The organism is Crocosphaera sp. XPORK-15E (assembly GCF_034931425.1).
Taxonomy (GTDB): Bacteria; Cyanobacteriota; Cyanobacteriia; order Cyanobacteriales; family Microcystaceae; genus UHCC-0190.
Map to the genome: position 1 here is coordinate 198,816 of NZ_JAYGHQ010000002.1, position 18,192 is coordinate 217,007.

The 18,192-nt window shown below is 40.0% G+C and carries 21 protein-coding genes; 9 read left to right on the forward strand and 12 right to left on the reverse strand.

What is annotated here, in order from left to right; translation table 11 throughout:
• Window positions 1–126: 126 nt before the first annotated feature.
• From VB691_RS02475 to glmM, 4 genes are all read right to left on the reverse strand, one after another.
• The gene (locus VB691_RS02475) at window positions 127–1,041 is read right to left on the reverse strand and encodes a S1 RNA-binding domain-containing protein (protein WP_323289871.1); all 915 of its coding nucleotides are present in this window, start codon (window positions 1,039–1,041) and stop codon (window positions 127–129) included.
• 100 nt (window positions 1,042–1,141) lie between these two features.
• Window positions 1,142–1,801, reverse strand: coding sequence for a DUF4335 domain-containing protein (locus VB691_RS02480; protein WP_323289872.1), 660 nt, complete (start codon window positions 1,799–1,801; stop codon window positions 1,142–1,144).
• Window positions 1,798–2,406 (reverse strand): DUF3038 domain-containing protein, encoded by a 609-nt coding sequence (locus tag VB691_RS02485; RefSeq protein WP_416244589.1) that lies wholly within the window; start codon window positions 2,404–2,406, stop codon window positions 1,798–1,800. The genes VB691_RS02480 and VB691_RS02485 overlap by 4 nt, the downstream gene beginning before the upstream one ends.
• Window positions 2,407–2,578: 172 nt before the next feature.
• Window positions 2,579–4,033, reverse strand: coding sequence for a phosphoglucosamine mutase (glmM, locus tag VB691_RS02490; protein ID WP_323289874.1), 1,455 nt, complete (start codon window positions 4,031–4,033; stop codon window positions 2,579–2,581).
• Between the two features lie 143 nt (window positions 4,034–4,176).
• Here glmM and VB691_RS02495 point away from each other — a divergent pair, with 143 nt between their 5' ends.
• Window positions 4,177–5,556 (forward strand): phospholipid carrier-dependent glycosyltransferase, encoded by a 1,380-nt coding sequence (locus VB691_RS02495; RefSeq protein ID WP_323289875.1) that lies wholly within the window; start codon window positions 4,177–4,179, stop codon window positions 5,554–5,556.
• Window positions 5,557–5,656: 100 nt separating this feature from the next.
• Here the strand turns inward: VB691_RS02495 and radA are convergent, their stop codons facing one another.
• Window positions 5,657–7,216 carry a DNA repair protein RadA gene (gene radA, locus VB691_RS02500; protein ID WP_323289876.1) on the reverse strand — a complete coding sequence of 520 codons (1,560 nt, stop codon included), beginning with the start codon at window positions 7,214–7,216 and terminating at the stop codon, window positions 5,657–5,659.
• Between the two features lie 246 nt (window positions 7,217–7,462).
• Between radA and rpaB the strand changes: the two genes are divergently transcribed.
• Window positions 7,463–8,203, forward strand: a complete 741-nt coding sequence (gene rpaB / locus VB691_RS02505; protein ID WP_323289877.1) for a response regulator transcription factor RpaB — start codon at window positions 7,463–7,465, stop codon at window positions 8,201–8,203.
• A 93-nt stretch (window positions 8,204–8,296) separates the two neighbouring features.
• Window positions 8,297–9,271, forward strand: coding sequence for an NAD-dependent epimerase (locus tag VB691_RS02510; RefSeq protein WP_323289878.1), 975 nt, complete (start codon window positions 8,297–8,299; stop codon window positions 9,269–9,271).
• Between the two features lie 73 nt (window positions 9,272–9,344).
• Here the strand turns inward: VB691_RS02510 and VB691_RS02515 are convergent, their stop codons facing one another.
• Window positions 9,345–9,848: a pentapeptide repeat-containing protein gene (locus VB691_RS02515; protein ID WP_323289939.1), complete on the reverse strand. Its 504-nt coding sequence runs from the start codon at window positions 9,846–9,848 to the stop codon at window positions 9,345–9,347.
• Window positions 9,849–9,908: 60 nt separating this feature from the next.
• Between VB691_RS02515 and VB691_RS02520 the strand changes: the two genes are divergently transcribed.
• Window positions 9,909–10,337, forward strand: coding sequence for a YraN family protein (locus VB691_RS02520; protein WP_323289879.1), 429 nt, complete (start codon window positions 9,909–9,911; stop codon window positions 10,335–10,337).
• 41 nt (window positions 10,338–10,378) lie between these two features.
• Here the strand turns inward: VB691_RS02520 and VB691_RS02525 are convergent, their stop codons facing one another.
• Together VB691_RS02525 and VB691_RS02530 are read right to left on the reverse strand one after the other, a co-directional pair.
• Window positions 10,379–11,734 carry a serine hydrolase gene (locus VB691_RS02525; protein ID WP_323289880.1) on the reverse strand — a complete coding sequence of 452 codons (1,356 nt, stop codon included), beginning with the start codon at window positions 11,732–11,734 and terminating at the stop codon, window positions 10,379–10,381.
• Between the two features lie 243 nt (window positions 11,735–11,977).
• Window positions 11,978–12,742 carry an RNA methyltransferase gene (locus VB691_RS02530; RefSeq protein WP_323289881.1) on the reverse strand — a complete coding sequence of 255 codons (765 nt, stop codon included), beginning with the start codon at window positions 12,740–12,742 and terminating at the stop codon, window positions 11,978–11,980.
• Window positions 12,743–12,901: 159 nt separating this feature from the next.
• On the opposite strand from VB691_RS02530, the gene VB691_RS02535 reads away from it, so the two are divergent.
• On the forward strand, window positions 12,902–13,207 hold the full coding sequence (locus tag VB691_RS02535) for a hypothetical protein (RefSeq protein WP_323289882.1): 306 nt from the start codon (window positions 12,902–12,904) through the stop codon (window positions 13,205–13,207).
• Between the two features lie 77 nt (window positions 13,208–13,284).
• Here the strand turns inward: VB691_RS02535 and VB691_RS02540 are convergent, their stop codons facing one another.
• Window positions 13,285–13,482, reverse strand: a complete 198-nt coding sequence (locus VB691_RS02540) for a hypothetical protein (RefSeq protein ID WP_323289883.1) — start codon at window positions 13,480–13,482, stop codon at window positions 13,285–13,287.
• Between the two features lie 133 nt (window positions 13,483–13,615).
• On the opposite strand from VB691_RS02540, the gene VB691_RS02545 reads away from it, so the two are divergent.
• The 3 genes from VB691_RS02545 to VB691_RS02555 all read left to right on the forward strand — a co-directional run bounded on the left by VB691_RS02545 (window position 13,616) and on the right by VB691_RS02555 (window position 15,422).
• On the forward strand, window positions 13,616–14,335 hold the full coding sequence (locus VB691_RS02545; RefSeq protein ID WP_323289884.1) for a precorrin-2 C(20)-methyltransferase: 720 nt from the start codon (window positions 13,616–13,618) through the stop codon (window positions 14,333–14,335).
• Between the two features lie 161 nt (window positions 14,336–14,496).
• Window positions 14,497–14,742 (forward strand): DUF4327 family protein, encoded by a 246-nt coding sequence (locus VB691_RS02550; protein WP_323289885.1) that lies wholly within the window; start codon window positions 14,497–14,499, stop codon window positions 14,740–14,742.
• Between the two features lie 437 nt (window positions 14,743–15,179).
• A complete protein-coding gene (locus VB691_RS02555) occupies window positions 15,180–15,422 on the forward strand; it encodes a DUF4327 family protein (RefSeq protein WP_323289886.1) in 243 nt (80 codons plus the stop codon).
• A 26-nt stretch (window positions 15,423–15,448) separates the two neighbouring features.
• On the opposite strand, the gene VB691_RS02560 is transcribed toward VB691_RS02555, so the two are convergent.
• From VB691_RS02560 to VB691_RS02570, 3 genes are all read right to left on the reverse strand, one after another.
• Window positions 15,449–15,805: a hypothetical protein gene (locus VB691_RS02560; RefSeq protein ID WP_323289887.1), complete on the reverse strand. Its 357-nt coding sequence runs from the start codon at window positions 15,803–15,805 to the stop codon at window positions 15,449–15,451.
• 208 nt (window positions 15,806–16,013) lie between these two features.
• The gene (locus VB691_RS02565; protein WP_323289888.1) at window positions 16,014–16,199 is read right to left on the reverse strand and encodes a hypothetical protein; all 186 of its coding nucleotides are present in this window, start codon (window positions 16,197–16,199) and stop codon (window positions 16,014–16,016) included.
• Window positions 16,200–16,322: 123 nt separating this feature from the next.
• Window positions 16,323–16,538 carry a hypothetical protein gene (locus VB691_RS02570; protein ID WP_323289889.1) on the reverse strand — a complete coding sequence of 72 codons (216 nt, stop codon included), beginning with the start codon at window positions 16,536–16,538 and terminating at the stop codon, window positions 16,323–16,325.
• 178 nt (window positions 16,539–16,716) lie between these two features.
• Between VB691_RS02570 and VB691_RS02575 the strand changes: the two genes are divergently transcribed.
• Window positions 16,717–18,114, forward strand: a complete 1,398-nt coding sequence (locus VB691_RS02575; RefSeq protein ID WP_323289890.1) for a M23 family metallopeptidase — start codon at window positions 16,717–16,719, stop codon at window positions 18,112–18,114.
• Window positions 18,115–18,192 lie beyond the last annotated feature (78 nt).

Genomic DNA, 18,192 nt, shown 5'->3' on the forward strand with positions numbered 1-18,192 from the left:
AGAAAGATTACAGGATATTATGGAAGCAATTGCTCAAATTCAGAAATATTCTGTTCGAGGAAAATACGCATTTCAATAAAGCAATAACAAGCCGTAGGGTGGGCATTGCCCACCCGAATAAACCCTTTAACTCTGTGCTTCTTCTGCCATTTTTTCCTGAGCTTGAGCAACCCTAGTAGATGCAGTGGCCATCACTTCATCAAATTTCTCAATAATTTCTCCTGGATAATTTTCGAGAATTTTTGTGGAAAGGGAAATGCGATTTTTGTATTCATCAATATTCAAAATCATCACCTGAATATTTTGGCCATATTGAAAAATTGTGGTCAAAGCATCCACACGAGAACCACTGACTTGAGTAATATGTAATAATCCTGACACCCCATCAAAATCAACAAAAACCCCATAAGGTTGAATTTTTGCCACTTTTCCACTGACTAATTTACCTACTTCCAGTTTATTCATACTTGCCGCTGCGATCGCCCGACGTTGAGACAAGACTAATTTATTATTTTCCTGATTTACTTCTAAGAAAGTCGCGGTGAGTAACTGGCCCACCAAAGAATTTAAGTTTTCTTTTTCCTGGAGATGCGATCGCGGAATAAACCCCCGCAACCCTTCCACCTCAGCAATAACGCCCCCTTTATTGGTTCCCGTGACTCTCACTTGGACAGAATGACCCATTTCAGCGATTTCTGCCAGATTTTCCCAAGCTGCTTGTAGTTGTAATTGACGACGGGAAAGTTGAACTTGTCCTTCGGCATTTTGATCGCTAGTGATGAGAAATTCCAAGTCTGAATTGAGGGGCAGAACTTCAGCCAGATCTGGCTCAAATTGCAAGTCAGCTTCCTTTAAAGGCACATAGGCGGTCGATTTGCCACCAATATCGACATAGGCCCCATCAGTAGTATGTTGAATCACCTTACCCCGAATAACTTGTCCTTTTTCAAAATGATAATCATGTTGTTCAAGGGCCTTAGCAAAGTCATCCATTGAGAAGGAAATTTTGGAATCTTTAGGGGAGGTAGAATCTGAAGTCATGGTTATTAAATGAACAGGAAAGATTTGATTACCTGAGTGTTTGATTTCAGGCAGTCCAAATCAATTATAGTTCTCCGTTATCCCCTTTGATTATTACGCTTTATTGATCAGGGGGCGTAGAATTGGATGGGGCTGAATTAGGGATTGGTTGTGTGGGTGTGACTGGTAATTTGGGTTCGGGTTCGCGGACTTCGGGAATGGGGATAAAATAGAAAGCAAAGGCCGCCAGGACTACACTGACAATTCCCAAGGTTGCGGGAACCACCCGTTGGGCTAAGGGTTCATCGGGGGGACGATAGCGACGGGAAACGGGCTGTAATTGTAGGGTTAAATCCGGTAAGGTACGACTATCGGCAAAAAACTGATCGATTCCTTCTACTAAATCGAATAATTGCACCGTGGTTAAGGTAATTTCCACCGGATTATTATTGTCTTGGGCAGGATACCAGATCAAACGATGAAGATGTTTACCCGCAATTTTTTCCAAGCGAATCAGATCTTCTTTGGTTTGGAGATCGACAGGATGAGGAATACCGCTCAAATATTCTTGGGCGTAGGCACTCACAACTTTGACTAAATTTTCTAAGAAAACTCGCCCCCCATGCAAAGCTTGAGGAATGCCGACAAAGCGACATTCCGCATTAACTAAAATGGAGAGGAGGGGACGACTATCTTGAGCATCCGCAGGAGCAAAACTATCCCCTAAACCTTCTAAAATCAAGGTGCAATTTGGCAAACTATAGTAACGTTGAACGCTCATGCTACTTCCCCATCAAACAAACTAATCCAAAACCGCTGCATTCCGGTGGTTCCTGTACAAAATAACAATTGTTTGAGCAGAAATAGGGCCAATTCGTTTAACTCATCTTCTGACCCTAGATAGATGGAAACTTTAGCACGACGGGGGTTCATCCGACTCCGAAAATGGGAACGAAATTGATCTAAATATTCTGCCAAGAGAAAGTGACAACTGACGGGTAGACCTTTCTCCCGCATTTGCTGTTCCGCTAATAACAATTGTCGAATTTGAACGGTTAAGGGTTTCACGCGATAACTGGCGATAATAACTAAGGCTTTTGCTTGTTCTAGGGTTAGGGTATCACGGCTATAGGAACGCCGCCAAGGATTAGTAGAACGCAACCGCCACAGTGCTATTCTACTCCGAATGATCTCCTGCAAGTTTAACTCTTTCAGGGTGGCTAACATATGCTCTGAGGCCCCCAATTCTAAGGCTTCGAGGGCCAGCAACAAGAGGTCTATTTGTTGTTGAATACGCGCGGCACATCGCTGCCCAGAAATCGTAAAATCTGGCAGAACATTTAAAATAGTTGGTTTTGAGGCAACTGGAGAACTAGAATCGGACATTAGGTTTACAGAAGGACTCATCCTAGAATAGCTTAGGGGCAAAAGGGTCGATTTGTTTTGTTTTCAACAAAATGTCTTGATCCATTGATGGTACAGGGCAGGTTTATTTAAGCTATTGATAAACCATTGTCAAAAACCCGCCCCTCGAAATTTATGGCTTATCTTGCTCTTATTATCCCAAATATTCTTCAACCTTAGCGACTAAATATTCTACCCAGTAACTGGCATCCTCTGCCCGTTCTGATTCAACCATGACACGAATTAGGGGTTCGGTACCAGAGGCCCGCACTAATACCCGGCCTGTGTTTCCCATGGCTTTTTCTGCTTGGGCGATCGCTTGTTGTAGGGGTTCGCATTCTTGCCAATAACGGCGAAGTTCTCGATCTTCAACCCGCACATTGCGTAAAATTTGGGGATAGGTTTGAAAACTGTCTTGAACTAACTCAGCTAAGCATACCCCTGACTGACGCACTAAGGCCGCTAGGTGTAATGCTGTTTGTACTCCATCTCCTGACACCCCATAATGATGACAGATGATGTGTCCTGACTGTTCACCTCCAAGCATGGCCCCAGTTTCCCACATTTGGGCTTGAACATGGCGATCGCCAACAGCAGTCCGCAAGAATTTACCCCCTAAAGCTTCCCAAGCTCGTTCAAACCCCAAATTGGCCATCACAGTCCCAATTAACAGGTTATCGGGTAATTCTCCCCGTTCTAGCAGGGATTTTCCCCAGAGGTATAATATATAATCCCCATCAATGGCTTTTCCGCTATTATCAACGGCTATGACGCGATCGGCATCTCCATCAAAGGCAAATCCTAGATCAGCTTGATGGTCAATTACTGCCTGTTGTAACAAATTTAGGTGAGTTGAGCCACAATTAACATTAATGCGATCGCCGTCTGCTTTGTCATGTAAACAGATTACTTCGGCCCCTAATGCTTCAAACATGGCGGGGGCAACTTTAACAGATGCACCCCAAGCTAAATCTAGCACCACCCGCATTCCTTGCAAGTTTAAGGACTGTGGTAAACTTTCCTGAAGGAATTGACAATAATGCTCGACAAAGGCTGGTTGATGTAAGGTTTTGCCCCAAGTCTCTATCTCGTCTCCTGAGAGGAAAATATTGCCCCGTAACCCGTCTTCAATTTGTTGGGCGAGGGTTTGAGATAATTTAGTGCCATCTGCGTTAAAAAACTTGATTCCGTTGTCTTCTGGGGGGTTATGACTGGCAGAAATCATAATTCCGCCTATTGCCTCAGTTTTGCGGGTAAGATAGGCTACACAGGGCGTAGGGCATAGGCCGAGTTGCCACACTTCTAACCCGGCTGAGGTTAGTCCCGCTGCGATCGCCATTGCTAACATATCGCTGGAGTTGCGGGAGTCTTGCCCAATAATAATGGGGCCAAGTTTGATATTATTTGATTTTAAAATTTGTCCGGCCCAAAATCCCAATTGAAGCGCAAAGGGAGCCGTTAATAAGTCTCCTGCTTTACCCCGAATGCCATCAGTCCCAAATAAAGGGGTATTCGGTAGATGGGCTAACTGACCGAATAAATTTGTACTCAGTTCCGTATGGGGACGGTTCAGACGACTACTGCCGTTTGGAGATAGGGAGATAACCATTAATTCACTTCCTCACAACACACTCACCTTTACAGGATATAACGTTACTACAGATTTGTGGAAAATTTATATTTACAAGAGTGTTAAACGCCTAGAGTTGCCCAAATGTTCCTGATTCATAACATTTCTCTTAATTATTAACTATGAATAGCTCCAAATTTAATCAGATTTTTTCGAGATGGTTTCCTTTGGCCATGGGGGGAATCTTTCTATTTTCGTTTATTTTGAGATTTTGGCGTTTGGGACAGTTTAATAGTTTCGTTTTTGATGAAGTTTATTATGCTAAATATGCTAATTATTATTTGATTGGTAAAGATTTTTTCAATTCTCATCCTCCTCTCAGTCAATATATTATTGCCATCGGAATTTGGCTAGGTTCTCATTTTCCTGCTTCTCCTGATATTACCAATAATTTAACAGGTTCTTTCAGATCAACCCTTAGTTATCGGTGGATAAATGCTTTTATTGGGTCTTTTTTTCCTTTAATAATTGGGGCGATCGCTTATCAATTAACTCACCGTCGTAGTTACACAATAATTGTGGCTTTTTTAGCGGCAATGGATGGTTTATTTTTAGTTGAATCTCGTTATGCTTTGAATAACATCTATTTAGTAACTTTTGGTTTATTAGGACATTTATTTTTCTTGTTGTTTCTCAATCGAACCAATTATCTATATTTAACCATTAGTGGTATCTTTTTTGGATCTGCTGCTGCGGTTAAATGGAATGGTTTAGGCTTTTTATTCGGGATTTATTTAATAATTTTTCTGGTTTATTTTAAAAGTATATTCAACAAATATTTAAGATCAAATCAAGTAATTATCAATGATTTGGGTATTTTTGAAAGAATTAAATCTCTTAAAATATCTCTATTGGGTTTTAATTTATTAATCATTCCTTTATTTATTTATAGTATTCTTTGGCTACCTCATCTATTAATGAATCCACAATATGATTGGTGGGAAGTTCATCAAAAAATCTGGAAATTTCATCATAATATTGGTGCTGATTCATCGGTACATCCCTATTGTTCTAAATGGTATACTTGGTTAGTTATGGTTCGACCTGTTGCTTATTTTTATGAACGCACAAAGACTGAATCTGGGACTATTATTCATGATGTTCATGCTATGGCAAATCCGGTTTTATTGTGGTTATCTACTGGGGCTATTTTGACCATTTTATTCTTGATTTTAAGAACAATATTAAGATCATCCAAGCAGAATGATTGTGATTTATTTGTTTATATAATAATCAATTATTTAACTAATTTACTGCCTTGGCTTAAGGTAAGTCGCTGTACATTCTTTTATCATTATATGCCTTCTTATGTGTTTGCTTGGTTAGCATTGGGTTGGATAATTGAACAATGTTTAAATAGTCAATTCGTTTGGAATCGTCGTTTAGGAATTATCATAATATTATCGATTGTTATAGCTTTTATTTATTGGTTGCCTATTTATTTAGGATTGCCTTTATCTCCACAAGGATTTAAGATGAGAATGTTATCAAACTGGATTTAACTTATTAAGTTTAGTTTGGTTTATTGATAATAATAAAGCGCAGGAGGTGTTTGTTTTACATCTAATTTAAAACATTGTTTTCCTTCATGTTTTAAGCTAATTAAAAATTCTCATCATCGGTTTCCTCTGGACTAAAATCAGGCATTTCTTCCCCAAACTTTTGTTGAGGAGGAATAGCAGCAATAATGGCATCAATTACCTTAGCAACGGGAATAATTTCTAAGCCAATATCATCAGCAAAACTCTGTCCTTTTGGCACAATTGCGCGTTTAAATCCTAACTTAGCAGCCTCTTTTAATCGTAATTCCATTTGAGATACTAAACGCACTTGTCCCCCTAAACCAACCTCACCAATTAATACAGTTCTAGGGTCAACAATTCTATCTCGAAAACTCGCTACAATAGCAATAGCAACCCCCAAATCTGCGGCCGGTTCTTCTACTCCTAAACCCCCCGCAGAAGCGACATAAGCATCTAATTTTGATAAAGGAATTCCTACCCTTTTTTCTAATACTGCCAAAATTTGTTGTAAGCGACTATAATCAACACCAGTAGTCGAACGACGGGGAGAGGAATAACTCGTAGGACTGACTAAAGCTTGTAATTCAACAACTAAAGGACGAGTCCCTTCACAAGCAACAACAGTAGCAGTTCCTGGAGCAAATTCATCCCGATTTCCCAAAAATAATTCCGAGGGGTTAGCAACTTCAACTAACCCATGTTCTGCCATTTCAAAAATACCGATTTCATGGGTAGGGCCAAAACGATTTTTAACCGATCTTAACAGACGATGGGAAGCATAGCGATCGCCTTCAAAATATAATACTGTATCAACCAAATGTTCTAATACTCTTGGCCCTGCGATCGCCCCTTCTTTAGTCACATGACCGACAATAAATAAAGTAATATTATCTCTTTTTGCCACTTGCATTAAAGCAGAAGTACATTCTCTTACTTGAGCAACGGAACCAGGGGCAGAAGTTAAAGCAGCAAAGTATAATGTTTGAATACTATCAATAATAGCCACTTGGGGCTGTAAAGATTCTAACTCTCTTAAAATCTCCTCTAAATCCGTTTCTGGTAAAATAAAAAGGTTGGCCCCACCGTCTATTTGTGGAGTCTTTTTTGTGGCTTTTCTTTTGCCATTTTTCCCATTAGTTTCTGCTTCTTTCGCCTCAGTGACACTACTCGCTTCTGCTACCCCCAAGCGAGACGCTCTTAACTTAATTTGTTGTCCTGATTCTTCGGCCGAAACATAGAGAATACGTGGTAAACTTTGAGACAATTGATTAGCGGTTTGTAATAATAAGGTGGATTTTCCGATACCAGGATCACCGCCAATTAACACTAAAGAACCGGGGACAACTCCGCCCCCTAAAACCCGATCTAATTCCCCATAGCCTGAAGGAAACCGCGCTTGTTCCTCTTCTCTAATATCATTAAAAGGAACAGAAATACGAGGTTTTGGCGCAACATTCCCCCGATTTTCCCCACGATTATTCGACTGCCATCCTCCTCGTGCCGCCCCAGTCGGGTTACTAGGAGCCAACATTTGCTCTTCTAAGGTACCATAAGCTTGACAAGCCTCACATTTACCGAACCATTGGAGAGATTCGGCCCCACAGGCATTACAAATATAGACAGTTCGTGTTTTAGCCATGGTTAATTGAAAAGAAAGGTTAAAAAAGTTTAAAAAACAGGGGATCTTGAAAAACAATCCTAAGACGATGATACAGAGTAGAAAAACAGCAGTGAACCTTAAATCCGTATTATGTTTGGAGTCGTTAATCAAGAATTTAGGCTGAATGATAACGAGAAAAGGATATTCTAGATCTTACAAAGATCGATGGATCACGACTTAACTTAAAGATTAGCGATTTTACTTAACGAGGGAGCGTGGGAGCAATTGGAAATTCATAAAGAAAAAATTCTCGTGGTTGATGATGAAGCCAGCATTCGCCGGATTTTGGAAACCCGTCTTTCCATGATTGGCTATGATGTTGTCACGGCCGCTGATGGAGAAGAAGCATTAGAGATCTTTCACAATACCACCCCTGATTTAGTGGTTTTAGATGTAATGATGCCTAAATTAGATGGCTATGGAGTTTGTCAAGAATTACGGAAGGAATCGGATATTCCTATCATCATGTTAACCGCTTTGGGGGACGTGGCTGATCGCATTACAGGATTAGAATTAGGGGCTGATGATTATGTAGTCAAACCCTTCTCTCCCAAGGAATTAGAAGCGAGAATTCGCTCTGTCTTAAGACGGGTAGAAAAAAATGGCGCACCGGGAATTCCCAGTTCTGGGGTGATCGGCATTGGTTCGATCAAAATTGATACCAATAAGCGTCAGGTTTACAAGGGAGATGAGCGTATTCGTCTGACTGGGATGGAATTTAGTTTATTAGAATTATTAGTCAGTCGTTCGGGGGAACCTTTTTCCCGTTCGGAAATTTTACAAGAAGTCTGGGGATATACCCCCGAACGTCATGTGGATACTAGGGTAGTAGATGTCCATATCTCTCGTTTACGGGCTAAATTAGAAGATGATCCCAGTAATCCTGAATTGATTCTCACAGCGAGGGGAACGGGTTATCTTTTTCAACGAATTTTAGAACCTGGTGAAGAATTGTCAAGAGATTGATTAATCAACACTAACCAAAATTAGCCCGCGAAGGCGGGCTTTATTGAATATTTAAGCACTCAAATAGTTAATAATTAAGTAAAGAAGACAGCAATGACAATTATTTTAGTAACTGGTGCAGCAGGATTTGTCGGATTTCATTTAAGCCAACAACTTTTAGTTAGAGACTGTAAAGTGATTGGTCTTGATAATCTTAATTCTTATTATGATGTTTCTCTTAAACAAGCTCGGTTAAAACAGTTGAGAAACCATGATAATTTTAGTTTTTATGAACTTAATTTGTCTAATCGAGAAGACATTGCTCAGTTATTTACTAAGTATAAATTTGATCGCGTTGTTCATCTAGCGGCTCAAGCTGGTGTTCGCTATTCCTTAGAAAATCCGAATGCTTATGTTGATAGTAATTTAGTGGGTTTTGTTAATATTCTTGAAGGATGTCGTCACAGCAACGTCGAACACTTAGTATTTGCTTCTTCTAGTTCAGTTTATGGCACTAATAAGAAAATTCCTTTTTCAACACAAGATAATGTAGATCATCCTATTAGTTTATATGCTGCTACTAAAAAAGCCAATGAATTGATGGCTTATACTTATAGCCATTTATATCAATTACCTACCACTGGGTTACGATTTTTTACCGTTTATGGCCCTTGGGGACGGCCTGATATGGCATATTTTTTGTTCGCAAAAGCGATTTTAGCAGAAGAACCGATTAAGGTTTTTAATTATGGTAAAATGAAAAGAGATTTTACTTATATTGATGATATTGTTGAAGGAGTTATTAGAGTTATGGATAAAATTCCTCATCCTCAAGATTCATCAGTTCCTTACAAAATTTATAATATTGGTAATAATCAGCCAGTGGAATTGGGAAAATTTATCGAAATTTTAGAAAATTGTTTAGGCAAAAAAGCTATCAAAAATTACTTGCCAATGCAACCAGGAGATGTCCCTATTACCTATGCTGATGTGGCTGATTTGATTCAAGATGTGGGTTTTCAGCCAAATACACCCCTTGAAATTGGACTAGAAAAATTTGTCACTTGGTATCGTGCTTATTATCAATGAATAATTATCAATTATTCATTATTCATTAACGAACAATGTTAATAGGGATTTTGGTTAAATAATTTCTAGACAATTAAGGGCAAAAAAGCGTATCTTTTGTATTTCTCCCTGTCATTGGATTAGTTCCTTTCGCAATTGTACATAATTTCTGTTCTGTGTCAGGACGTAAGAAAACATCTGTAAAATCTGCCCCGTCAATAATTGTTGAACTACCAAACAGTGTATTAGTGACAAATGCACCTTCTAAAATTGCATTAGTAAAGTTAACTTTGATTAATCTCGCTGACTCTAAATCAGCAAATCTTAAGTCTGCTTCTTCAAAATTGGCTGATTCTAAATTAGCAGAAAAAAAGCGAACTCCTTGTAAATTGGCATGGCTAAAATTGGCTCCTCTTAAGTTAGCATGATCAAAGATAGCATCCCGTAAATCTTGACCGGAAAAATCTCTTTCTACTAAATTCTGTTGACTATAATTCACTGCCCAAGCAGGTTCAATATCTGCTAACAATAGGAAAGAAATCAATAAACAAGTAATTATTAGGAATAATCGTTTATAATAAAAAGTTCTAGGAATCATCATAATCTTCGATTAACCTTCTCTCAATAATAGTCTCTTAATCTACTTTACACCAATTTTATGACATCAATTGGTCAACTAGGAGAAGAATTTGTCGCCCAATGGTTACTGGCCCAAGGTTGGCAAATCTTACAACAGCGTTGGCGATCGCCTTGGGGAGAAATTGACCTCATTGCTCAACATTATAACCCTTCTCTGGTGGCTTTTGTCGAAGTCAAAACCCGTCAAAGTCGTAATTGGGATCATGGGGGAGTCTTCGCAATTACCTCACAAAAACAAGCTAAAATTAGGCAAACAGCCGATTATTTTTTAGGAGAATATCCCCAGTTTGCTGATGTTCCCTGTCGGTTTGATGTGGCTTTAGTTCATTATAAACCTTGTAAAAAAACATCTTTAATCTTAGAAAACCTTACCATTAAAATTGGCGAATCTATTCAATGGCAAAGTTATCAATTAACCTTATTAGATTATATTGAGGCGGCATTTTGAGAATGTTTTGTCGGGGCAATTTATGAATTGCCCCGACTTTTTTATATCCCTGACTGATTAGGATTACTCGGTTTTTCTTGAGGTTGAGGCTTATTTTCAGGTTGATTAGAATTATTTGATTCAGGTTGAGGTTGAGGTTTATTTTCAGGTTGATTAGAATGATTTGATTCAGGTTGAGGTTGAGGCTTATTTTCTACTTGTTTAGGAACGGGACGAGGTTGATAATATTTAAAGTGTTGATAAACCGTTCGAGAAAATTCTTGAATCAAAGAACGACCTGCTGGATCATTATAAGCGCGTTGGGCAAATACTGCCCCAATATAACGTTTACCTGTGGGAATATCAATAATGCCAACATCCCCTAAAATTATCCCAATATCACCAGTTTTATGGGCAATATTAGCATCTTTTTCTAACCCTTGAGGTAGTAAAGTTCTAGTTTTTGTTTGTTCCATAATACCTAAGAGGCGATCGCGGGATCTCGCACTGATCAAATCTCCCCGTTCAACTCTTGCTAAAAGTTTGGCTAAATCTTCTGAACTGGTGGTATTAGTTCCTTCTAAATCAGGTAAAGGATTATTAATAACTGTATGAGTTAATCCCCATTCTTTAAACCGTTGATTGAGAACTTCTTTACCGCCAATTTGTCTAATTAACATATCAGTGGCCGTATTATCACTAATAATAATCATTTTAGTTGCCACTTCTAAGGCGGTGAATTTTTTCCCGACCTGCATATACTGCATATCACCGGAACCACTGGTTATGATAGATTTATCCATCGTCAGCATTTGATCGAGATGAATATTTCCCTTATCCACTTCTTCAAAAAAAGCCACTAAAACCGGAACTTTAATGGTACTGGCCGCAGGAATGGGAGTCGATCCATCTAAGCTGACATAGGCCCCATTATCTAAGTCGATAAACCAAGCTTGCGGCTTAATTTTAGGATATTTTGTCGCAATAGTTTGTAACTTGGTTTTGAGATCCATTAACTCTTGACTGACAGGAATAGTTGTCTCTTGAATCGGTTTTATTTCGGGAGTTGATGGAGTTTCTTCAGGAGGAGGAGGAGGCGCAACTTGAGCAGTCTTAAAATAAGCAGCTAAAATACCTGTGGGATTAAAAACAGTTAAGGTAGTTCCTGCGATCGCACCAATACCAACCCCTGCAATCCCAATACGAAGCACGTACAATAATAAGGAAGTTAACAGATTGGGGGAACGTCTTTTCTCCCCTTGACGGGACTTTCTAATCGATGATTCTTGTGTATTATTGGCCCCAGGGGAACGTCTTACTCCTGATACAACGGTTACTTTTTGACCACTTTTATTGCTATTAACAGCACGGCGAGATGATAGCTTGGTTTTAGAAGAATCAGCAGTTCGACGGGGCATAATTAATGTTCCTTATGATACAAATTACTGTGTGGTAATGCTCGAATGATTATTTAATGTACTGTAAATCTTGTGCTTCTTAGCAAAGGAGTTGCAATCTATCTTGAGAATAAATTTTTAGAGCATGAGGAGGCGATAAAAGCATGATCATTATTGTTTGGATCTTCTTGATAAGTATGTGATTGATGAGTGCGTAACTAGCTACCTCAAAATTTTCTAGCTGGTTCGTAATTCAACCAGAATTTAGGGTTGCTTGCTTTGCTGACTCTCAACTGGGGGTAAATGTTGCCAAACCCAATCAACTTGTCTCAAAATTCCCCGCAACATGGCCACTTCTTCTGTTGTCAGGTTGGCTTTACGATAGAGTCTACGGAATTTTTCCAGACGGGCATTAGCCGTATGGGGATGAAGATAACCAATTTTTAGCAAAACTGCCGTAAGATGTTGATAATAGCCTTCTAATACTTCAAAAGAGGCAGATTCATCAATTGATGATAAGGGGGTTTCTGTTTGAGTTTGTGCTGCTTGGTAAAGTTCATAGGTACAGACAGCAACCGCTTGCGCTAGATTTAAGGAAGGATAGTCAGGGTTGGCGGGAATGGAGACGAAACGCTGAGCATAATTGAGTTCATCGTTATTTAAACCCCGATCTTCAGGCCCAAATATTAAAGCAGTTGTCAGGGTTTCTATTAATAACCAGGGTAAAGCTTGACGCGGCGTTTCAAAGGTGGTGGAGAGGGAACGCGATCGCCCTGTGGTGGCAATAATGCGCTGACATCCTTGTAAAGCTTCGGGTAAACTGTTCACTTCTGTTGCTTGTTCTAATACATCAAGGCCATGAACGGCCATGCGTCTTGCTTCTTCACTAAAGCGATCGCAATGGGGATTTACTAATATTAATTGATTTAATCCCATGTTCTTCATTACTCGCGCTACTGACCCCACATTTAAGGGGCCCGCTGGTTCTACTAATATGATCCGAACTTTTTCGAGTATAGTATTATTCATGGTCTGACCAACCTTACCAAGTTAATTGGCATCATATCAATTAATCTTTATTTTTGTCATCTTTAAAATCAAAAATAAGTTACAATTAAACTTGATAATTAATTGACTAAAAAAAATCTCCTAAAAATCTCCATCAGTTGAAATTGAAGGAATCGCAAAATGTCAGATGAAGAACTTAAAAAGTTAATTGCGTCTAATGCTAAAACCATTGAAGCTTTAACAGCTACCATAGCAGAAGATAAAGCAGAAAGAAAAAAAGCCTATCAACAATGGGAAAAAGATCGTAGTCAATTATATCAATACATGGGAAGAATTGCTGCTGCACAGTCTAGCTTTTATGAAGTACAAGCTGATTATTATCATCAATTAGCTACATTGTCAGAGAAGCAAACAGAGATGCAAGAGCAAATTAGTCAACAACAAGCTCAAATTATTGAAATCCTTAACCGATTAACTTCTTCATAAACTTATCGATATTTTTATCCATGATCAAGGTTAGGCAAATCAAGTTACCTAACCCTTTTTCCAACCAATAATTAATCTTAAAGACGTTGACGAGAAACCAGCTTTTCGACAGTTGCTTGAGTTTCGTGGAGTAATTGCTGTCGAGGATCATTACTTTGGGTTAGGGTAGGAACTAAATTTTTAGCTTGTAGTGCCATGTGTAGTTGAAGCTGAGCAACATAGTCCCGAATGTTTTCTTGGGTAAGGGAGTGATCGACGTTAGCGGTTTCCATCATCAAAAATATCCTCCTGGCTTGAGTGCAGCCTGTTTAATCCACCACCATAGACGTTATCATGTCTCTCGAAGTCCTGCACTAAAAGAATACAAAGTTTAAATATTTCTCAACATACCTTAATATTGATCGTAATATGAGCAAATATATTGGTGTTTTGTATGGAATCAGTGTGGGAACGGGAGATCCTGAACTGATTACAGTCAAAGGACTACGGTTATTACAACAAGTATCGGTGATTGCGTTTCCGGCTGGTATCAATCATCAACAGGGCTTAGCTGAACAAATTATCTCCCCTTGGCTGAGTCCCCAACAACAAAAACTCCCCCTAACCTTTCCCTATGTCCAAGATGAGGCAAAGTTACAACAGGCTTGGCAACAGGCAGCTATTGATGTCTGGGCCTATCTTGAGCAAGGTCTTGATGTGGCCTTTGCTTGTGAAGGGGATGTCAGCTTTTATAGTACCTTTACTTACCTTGCTCAAGCTCTCCTTCAGGCTTATCCTCAAGTAATCATTAAAACTGTGCCTGGGGTCTGTTCTCCTATGGCAGTCGCTGCTGTTTTAGGAATACCTCTCACCCTTCGTTCTCAACGTCTGGCTATCCTTCCTGCCCTCTATACGGTGGCTGAGTTAGAAGAAGTTTTAACCTGGGCAGATGTAGTGGTCTTATTAAAGGTAAGTTCGGTCTACAATAGGGTATGGACAATCTTACAACGGCTGAATCTATTAGACAAAGCTTGGATTGTTGAACGGGCAACTCAACCTGAAGAAAAAATCTATCGGGATCTTGGCGATCGCCCTCACCTTTCCCTCTCCTACTTCTCCCTTCTAATTGTCCAAGTTACCCATTCCTGACTTTCGTAACATTTTTTAACATTCCGCAAAGCTTGATACAGCAAGGCTTCATCAGATAAAAACCAAAATGTATTCGTTGTTACAGCAAGATTGGAGTTTATTATTTAAGGAAATTGGTTTATAGTAAACATTAAGCCTCCTTAGTCACTTGGAAAATTTCTATGAGCCTTACTACTCTTAAACCCTCTCCTGCTTCAACCAATTACACTATCACCATGATCAAAGACGAAGTTCGTCAGTTAGTGGAAACTGGAACAGTTAGTCGTCAGCAACCCCTTTATGTATTATGTGAGTTTATCCCGCCCCGCGAGTGGGTTTGTGTGGAAAGTGAATTAGAAAGATGTGAATATTTACTACGGGATCAGATTGGAGATCTGATCGCTTGTGAGAATTGGGCTAGTGACTAATCTCTAAAATCTTAGCAAAAAATCGTCATTTCCTACACCAGTTTGATTGTTACATAAGCCACTAAAACAATTGTCACAGATAAACTTTGAAAAAGCGAGTTGAGTCCTAGTCACCCCGGCTAGGATTTAAGTTGTGTTGATTTTATGACAATTTGTTATTGATGGGTGAGCGACAAACTTCAATCATCAAATGACGACTCCTCTCTTGAGTTTTCCTCATAACAGGTTGAAAAAAATGTAATTTGACCAAAAACTTTAAGGGTTTTTACTCAATAATTTAGCTAGATTATTAAGAAAAGCAGAAAAATATTAAAATTGTGACAAAAGTCCGTAGAAAATGTAATAGGTAATACGAAAAATCTTGACATATCTAGCAGCAAAATTGGATTATTCTAAGTATATAAGGACTTAATGTTCACTGGTTTGGTACTGTTCTGATGAATACTCACACACTTCCCGCTCCCCATCGTCCCCACTATTCCATTGATATTCTACAAGAAGAAGCACGCCAGCTAGTTGATCGTGGCGCAATCAGTCGCCAACAGCCCATTTATATCTTATGCGACTATATTCCTGCGAGGGAATGGGTTTGCGTAGAAAGTGAACTAGAAAGATTTGAATACTTATTGCGCGATCGCATTGGAGATCTGATCGGCTCAGAGGATTGGGACAATGACTAGAAATCAATCATTACATGGAGTTTAGACTATTTTTCCCGTAATTCTTCAAGTTCCTGCCGTAACGCAATCACTTGTTCTGTCAATTGTTGAATTTCTGAGTCAATATTGCCTGGGGTTTCGGTAGAAGAGCTTGAAGATTGGTTAGGGTTGGAAGGGCGATTTGATTGATTCAACCATTGATCAACTAAGCGACGGGCTTCTTGTTCGGTTATTTCGCCTTTTTCCGCCCATTCTTGAGTTTTTTCGGACATCTGAGTTTGTAGAATTGAGAGGGTTTCTGATCGCTTGTGAGGATCTTGAAGGGTTTCTAACAGGGAAGCAGTCGCTCCCACTCCGATGCGGAAACTTTGCTGCAACAGTTGGAAAAAAGTGTCTGTATTCATAAACGCAGATGAGTTAAAACTTACTCCCAGTGTGTGGAGTAGGTTTTTAATTCTTGTACTGACGCAGAAAAGCATAGCATATTTACGGCATTTAATCAATAACCCAATTTTTTAAGGAATCATGGTTCCACAGGGAATTAATTCCTGTTGAGGCATGATTGAGGAAGTGGGTTGAGACAAGACTAAGGGTTGAGGAAAATCGTTAATCTCAACTAATTCCACAAATCCCATCTGAATAACTAACGGGATGATTATTACCCAGGGCCGCAGCAATATCTTGTTGAATAGCGATCGCCTTAAAGCCGATCGCAGCTATTTTGGGACAATATTGAACAACTGTTCTTCGCCAACGTCTGACGGCATGGACTCCCCCTGTGGCTTCAACAATTGACAATGAACAATTGACAATTGACAATTACCTCTACCTAAAAGGTAGAGGATTGAAAATAAGGAAAAATTTTTTAATTTCTCCCCTTAAAAGAGGAGGTTTTAAACCAAATTAACCAATTGTCAATTGTCAATTGTCAATTGTCCATTGATAAATAATTCGTCCCAAATATAAATAAATTATAGATTTTCTACCCTGACTATCTTGGAAGTGGAGTTGACCACTAAATTGATCCTTCTTTAGATTTTCAAATAAAGTAGCTTGTTCAGAAGTAGCAAAATTAGTAAAACAAAGGGGCGCAGGCTCGATCGCTACTGATGTGGGGTCTAAGTTGGTATGGGTCATGGACACGATACTGTACTTTTAGGGATTCACGATTATTGCTATCGTGTCATAATTCCTCTCCAATTCCCGTGATTTCTATCACTTCCTTAACCTAACCATTATGAATTAGGTCAGTGATTTGTTCCAGAATTCGTTATCATGCCTTAATAAGTCGTGAATTGTGAGAAGTGAGACGGAAATGAATCAACAATTTTCCCTCGGATCAAGTGAGAGAAATAGTCCCAAGCGATCTGCTTGGCTAAAACAAGGAATGAGTCTTCTGGGAGGACTCAGTATTATCAGCAGTGGGTTGGGGTGGACACAGGCGATCGCCTCAACTGATACCTTAGTAATTCCTGAGAGTTCTGCCCCTGTAACGAAACCGGAACCCCTTTCCCCCAGTCCTGTCAAGGTTCCCAAATCCTCACCCTATGTTGCTCCAAGTAGTGCGGCTCAAACTAAGCCCACCCTACAAAGAACCCAATTTAAGCCGGAAGAACCAAAATTTGCGCCTAAACCTTCTATTGCCCCTCGTCAAGAAACAACTGCTCCCAAAGCTAGACTTTCTGCCCCTAAAATCTTAGATCCAGCAACGTCTAAGAGTGATAATTCCTCGCCGATTAATCCCATTATTTCTCAGCCTAAAGCTATTCAGTTCGCCCCATCTGTCACCACTCAGGGTCAGAATAGTTACATTGATACCACTTCCTACGGCAGATCATCGGGTCAACGGGTAACATCTCCCGGTGCAGTAGTGCTGACGGAACGTTCTACAGGATGTCAAACCGTTGCCCAAAACGGTCAGTTATTACGGGGGAGTTGTGGCGCAGTGGCGAGAACCCAACCTACTCCTACTATCGCCCAACCTATAGCACCTCGTCGTGTAACCTTAGCCAATCGTCAACAAACTATCCCTATTACGGTTGCAGTTGCTCAGGGGCTTGGTTCTGCGCCTCCCCAAGTGCAACCCCTTCGGGTTAAAAGTCGTCCTGTTTCCCAAGAGCAGGTGGTGAGTTTACAACCCATTGGCCGACAAGGGCTTTCTATTGCCCTAGAGCCGATTCCTCGTTATAATCGGGCGGCTTCAATGTATGCTGCTCCTACAGGAACGTCCCAAGGTCGTACAGACTTAATTTTCCCCTTACCTGTGGTGGCGAGTATTACGTCGGCTTTTGGTTGGCGGACTCATCCCATTGCTGGTACAGGGAGAATGCACAACGGGACTGATATTGGCGCACCTCTTGGCACCCCAGTTTTAGCCGTCTATGCGGGAGAAGTGCTTAATGCTGACTGGTTAGGAGGTTATGGGTTAGCGGTGACGCTACGGCATCTAGAAGGCACGCAAGAGTCTCTTTATGCCCACTTATCAGAAATCTATGTTCAGCCTGGAGAATGGGTGGAACAAGGCACGGTGGTTGGACGAGTTGGCAGTACGGGATACTCAACTGGGCCCCATTTACACTTTGAATGGCGACATCTCACGGAACAGGGATGGGTTGCTGTAGATGCTGGTGTTCATTTAGAGTATGCTTTGGATAATTTGATGCGTGCGATGCAGGTTGCTCAGTCGCAACCCCCTGCTAAGCCTCAAGGATAAAATTAGACCATAATGATCTTTTTTCTTAATAGCGGGTTGTGCGTTTATTCAGCATAGCCCGCTCTTATTTTGTTATCC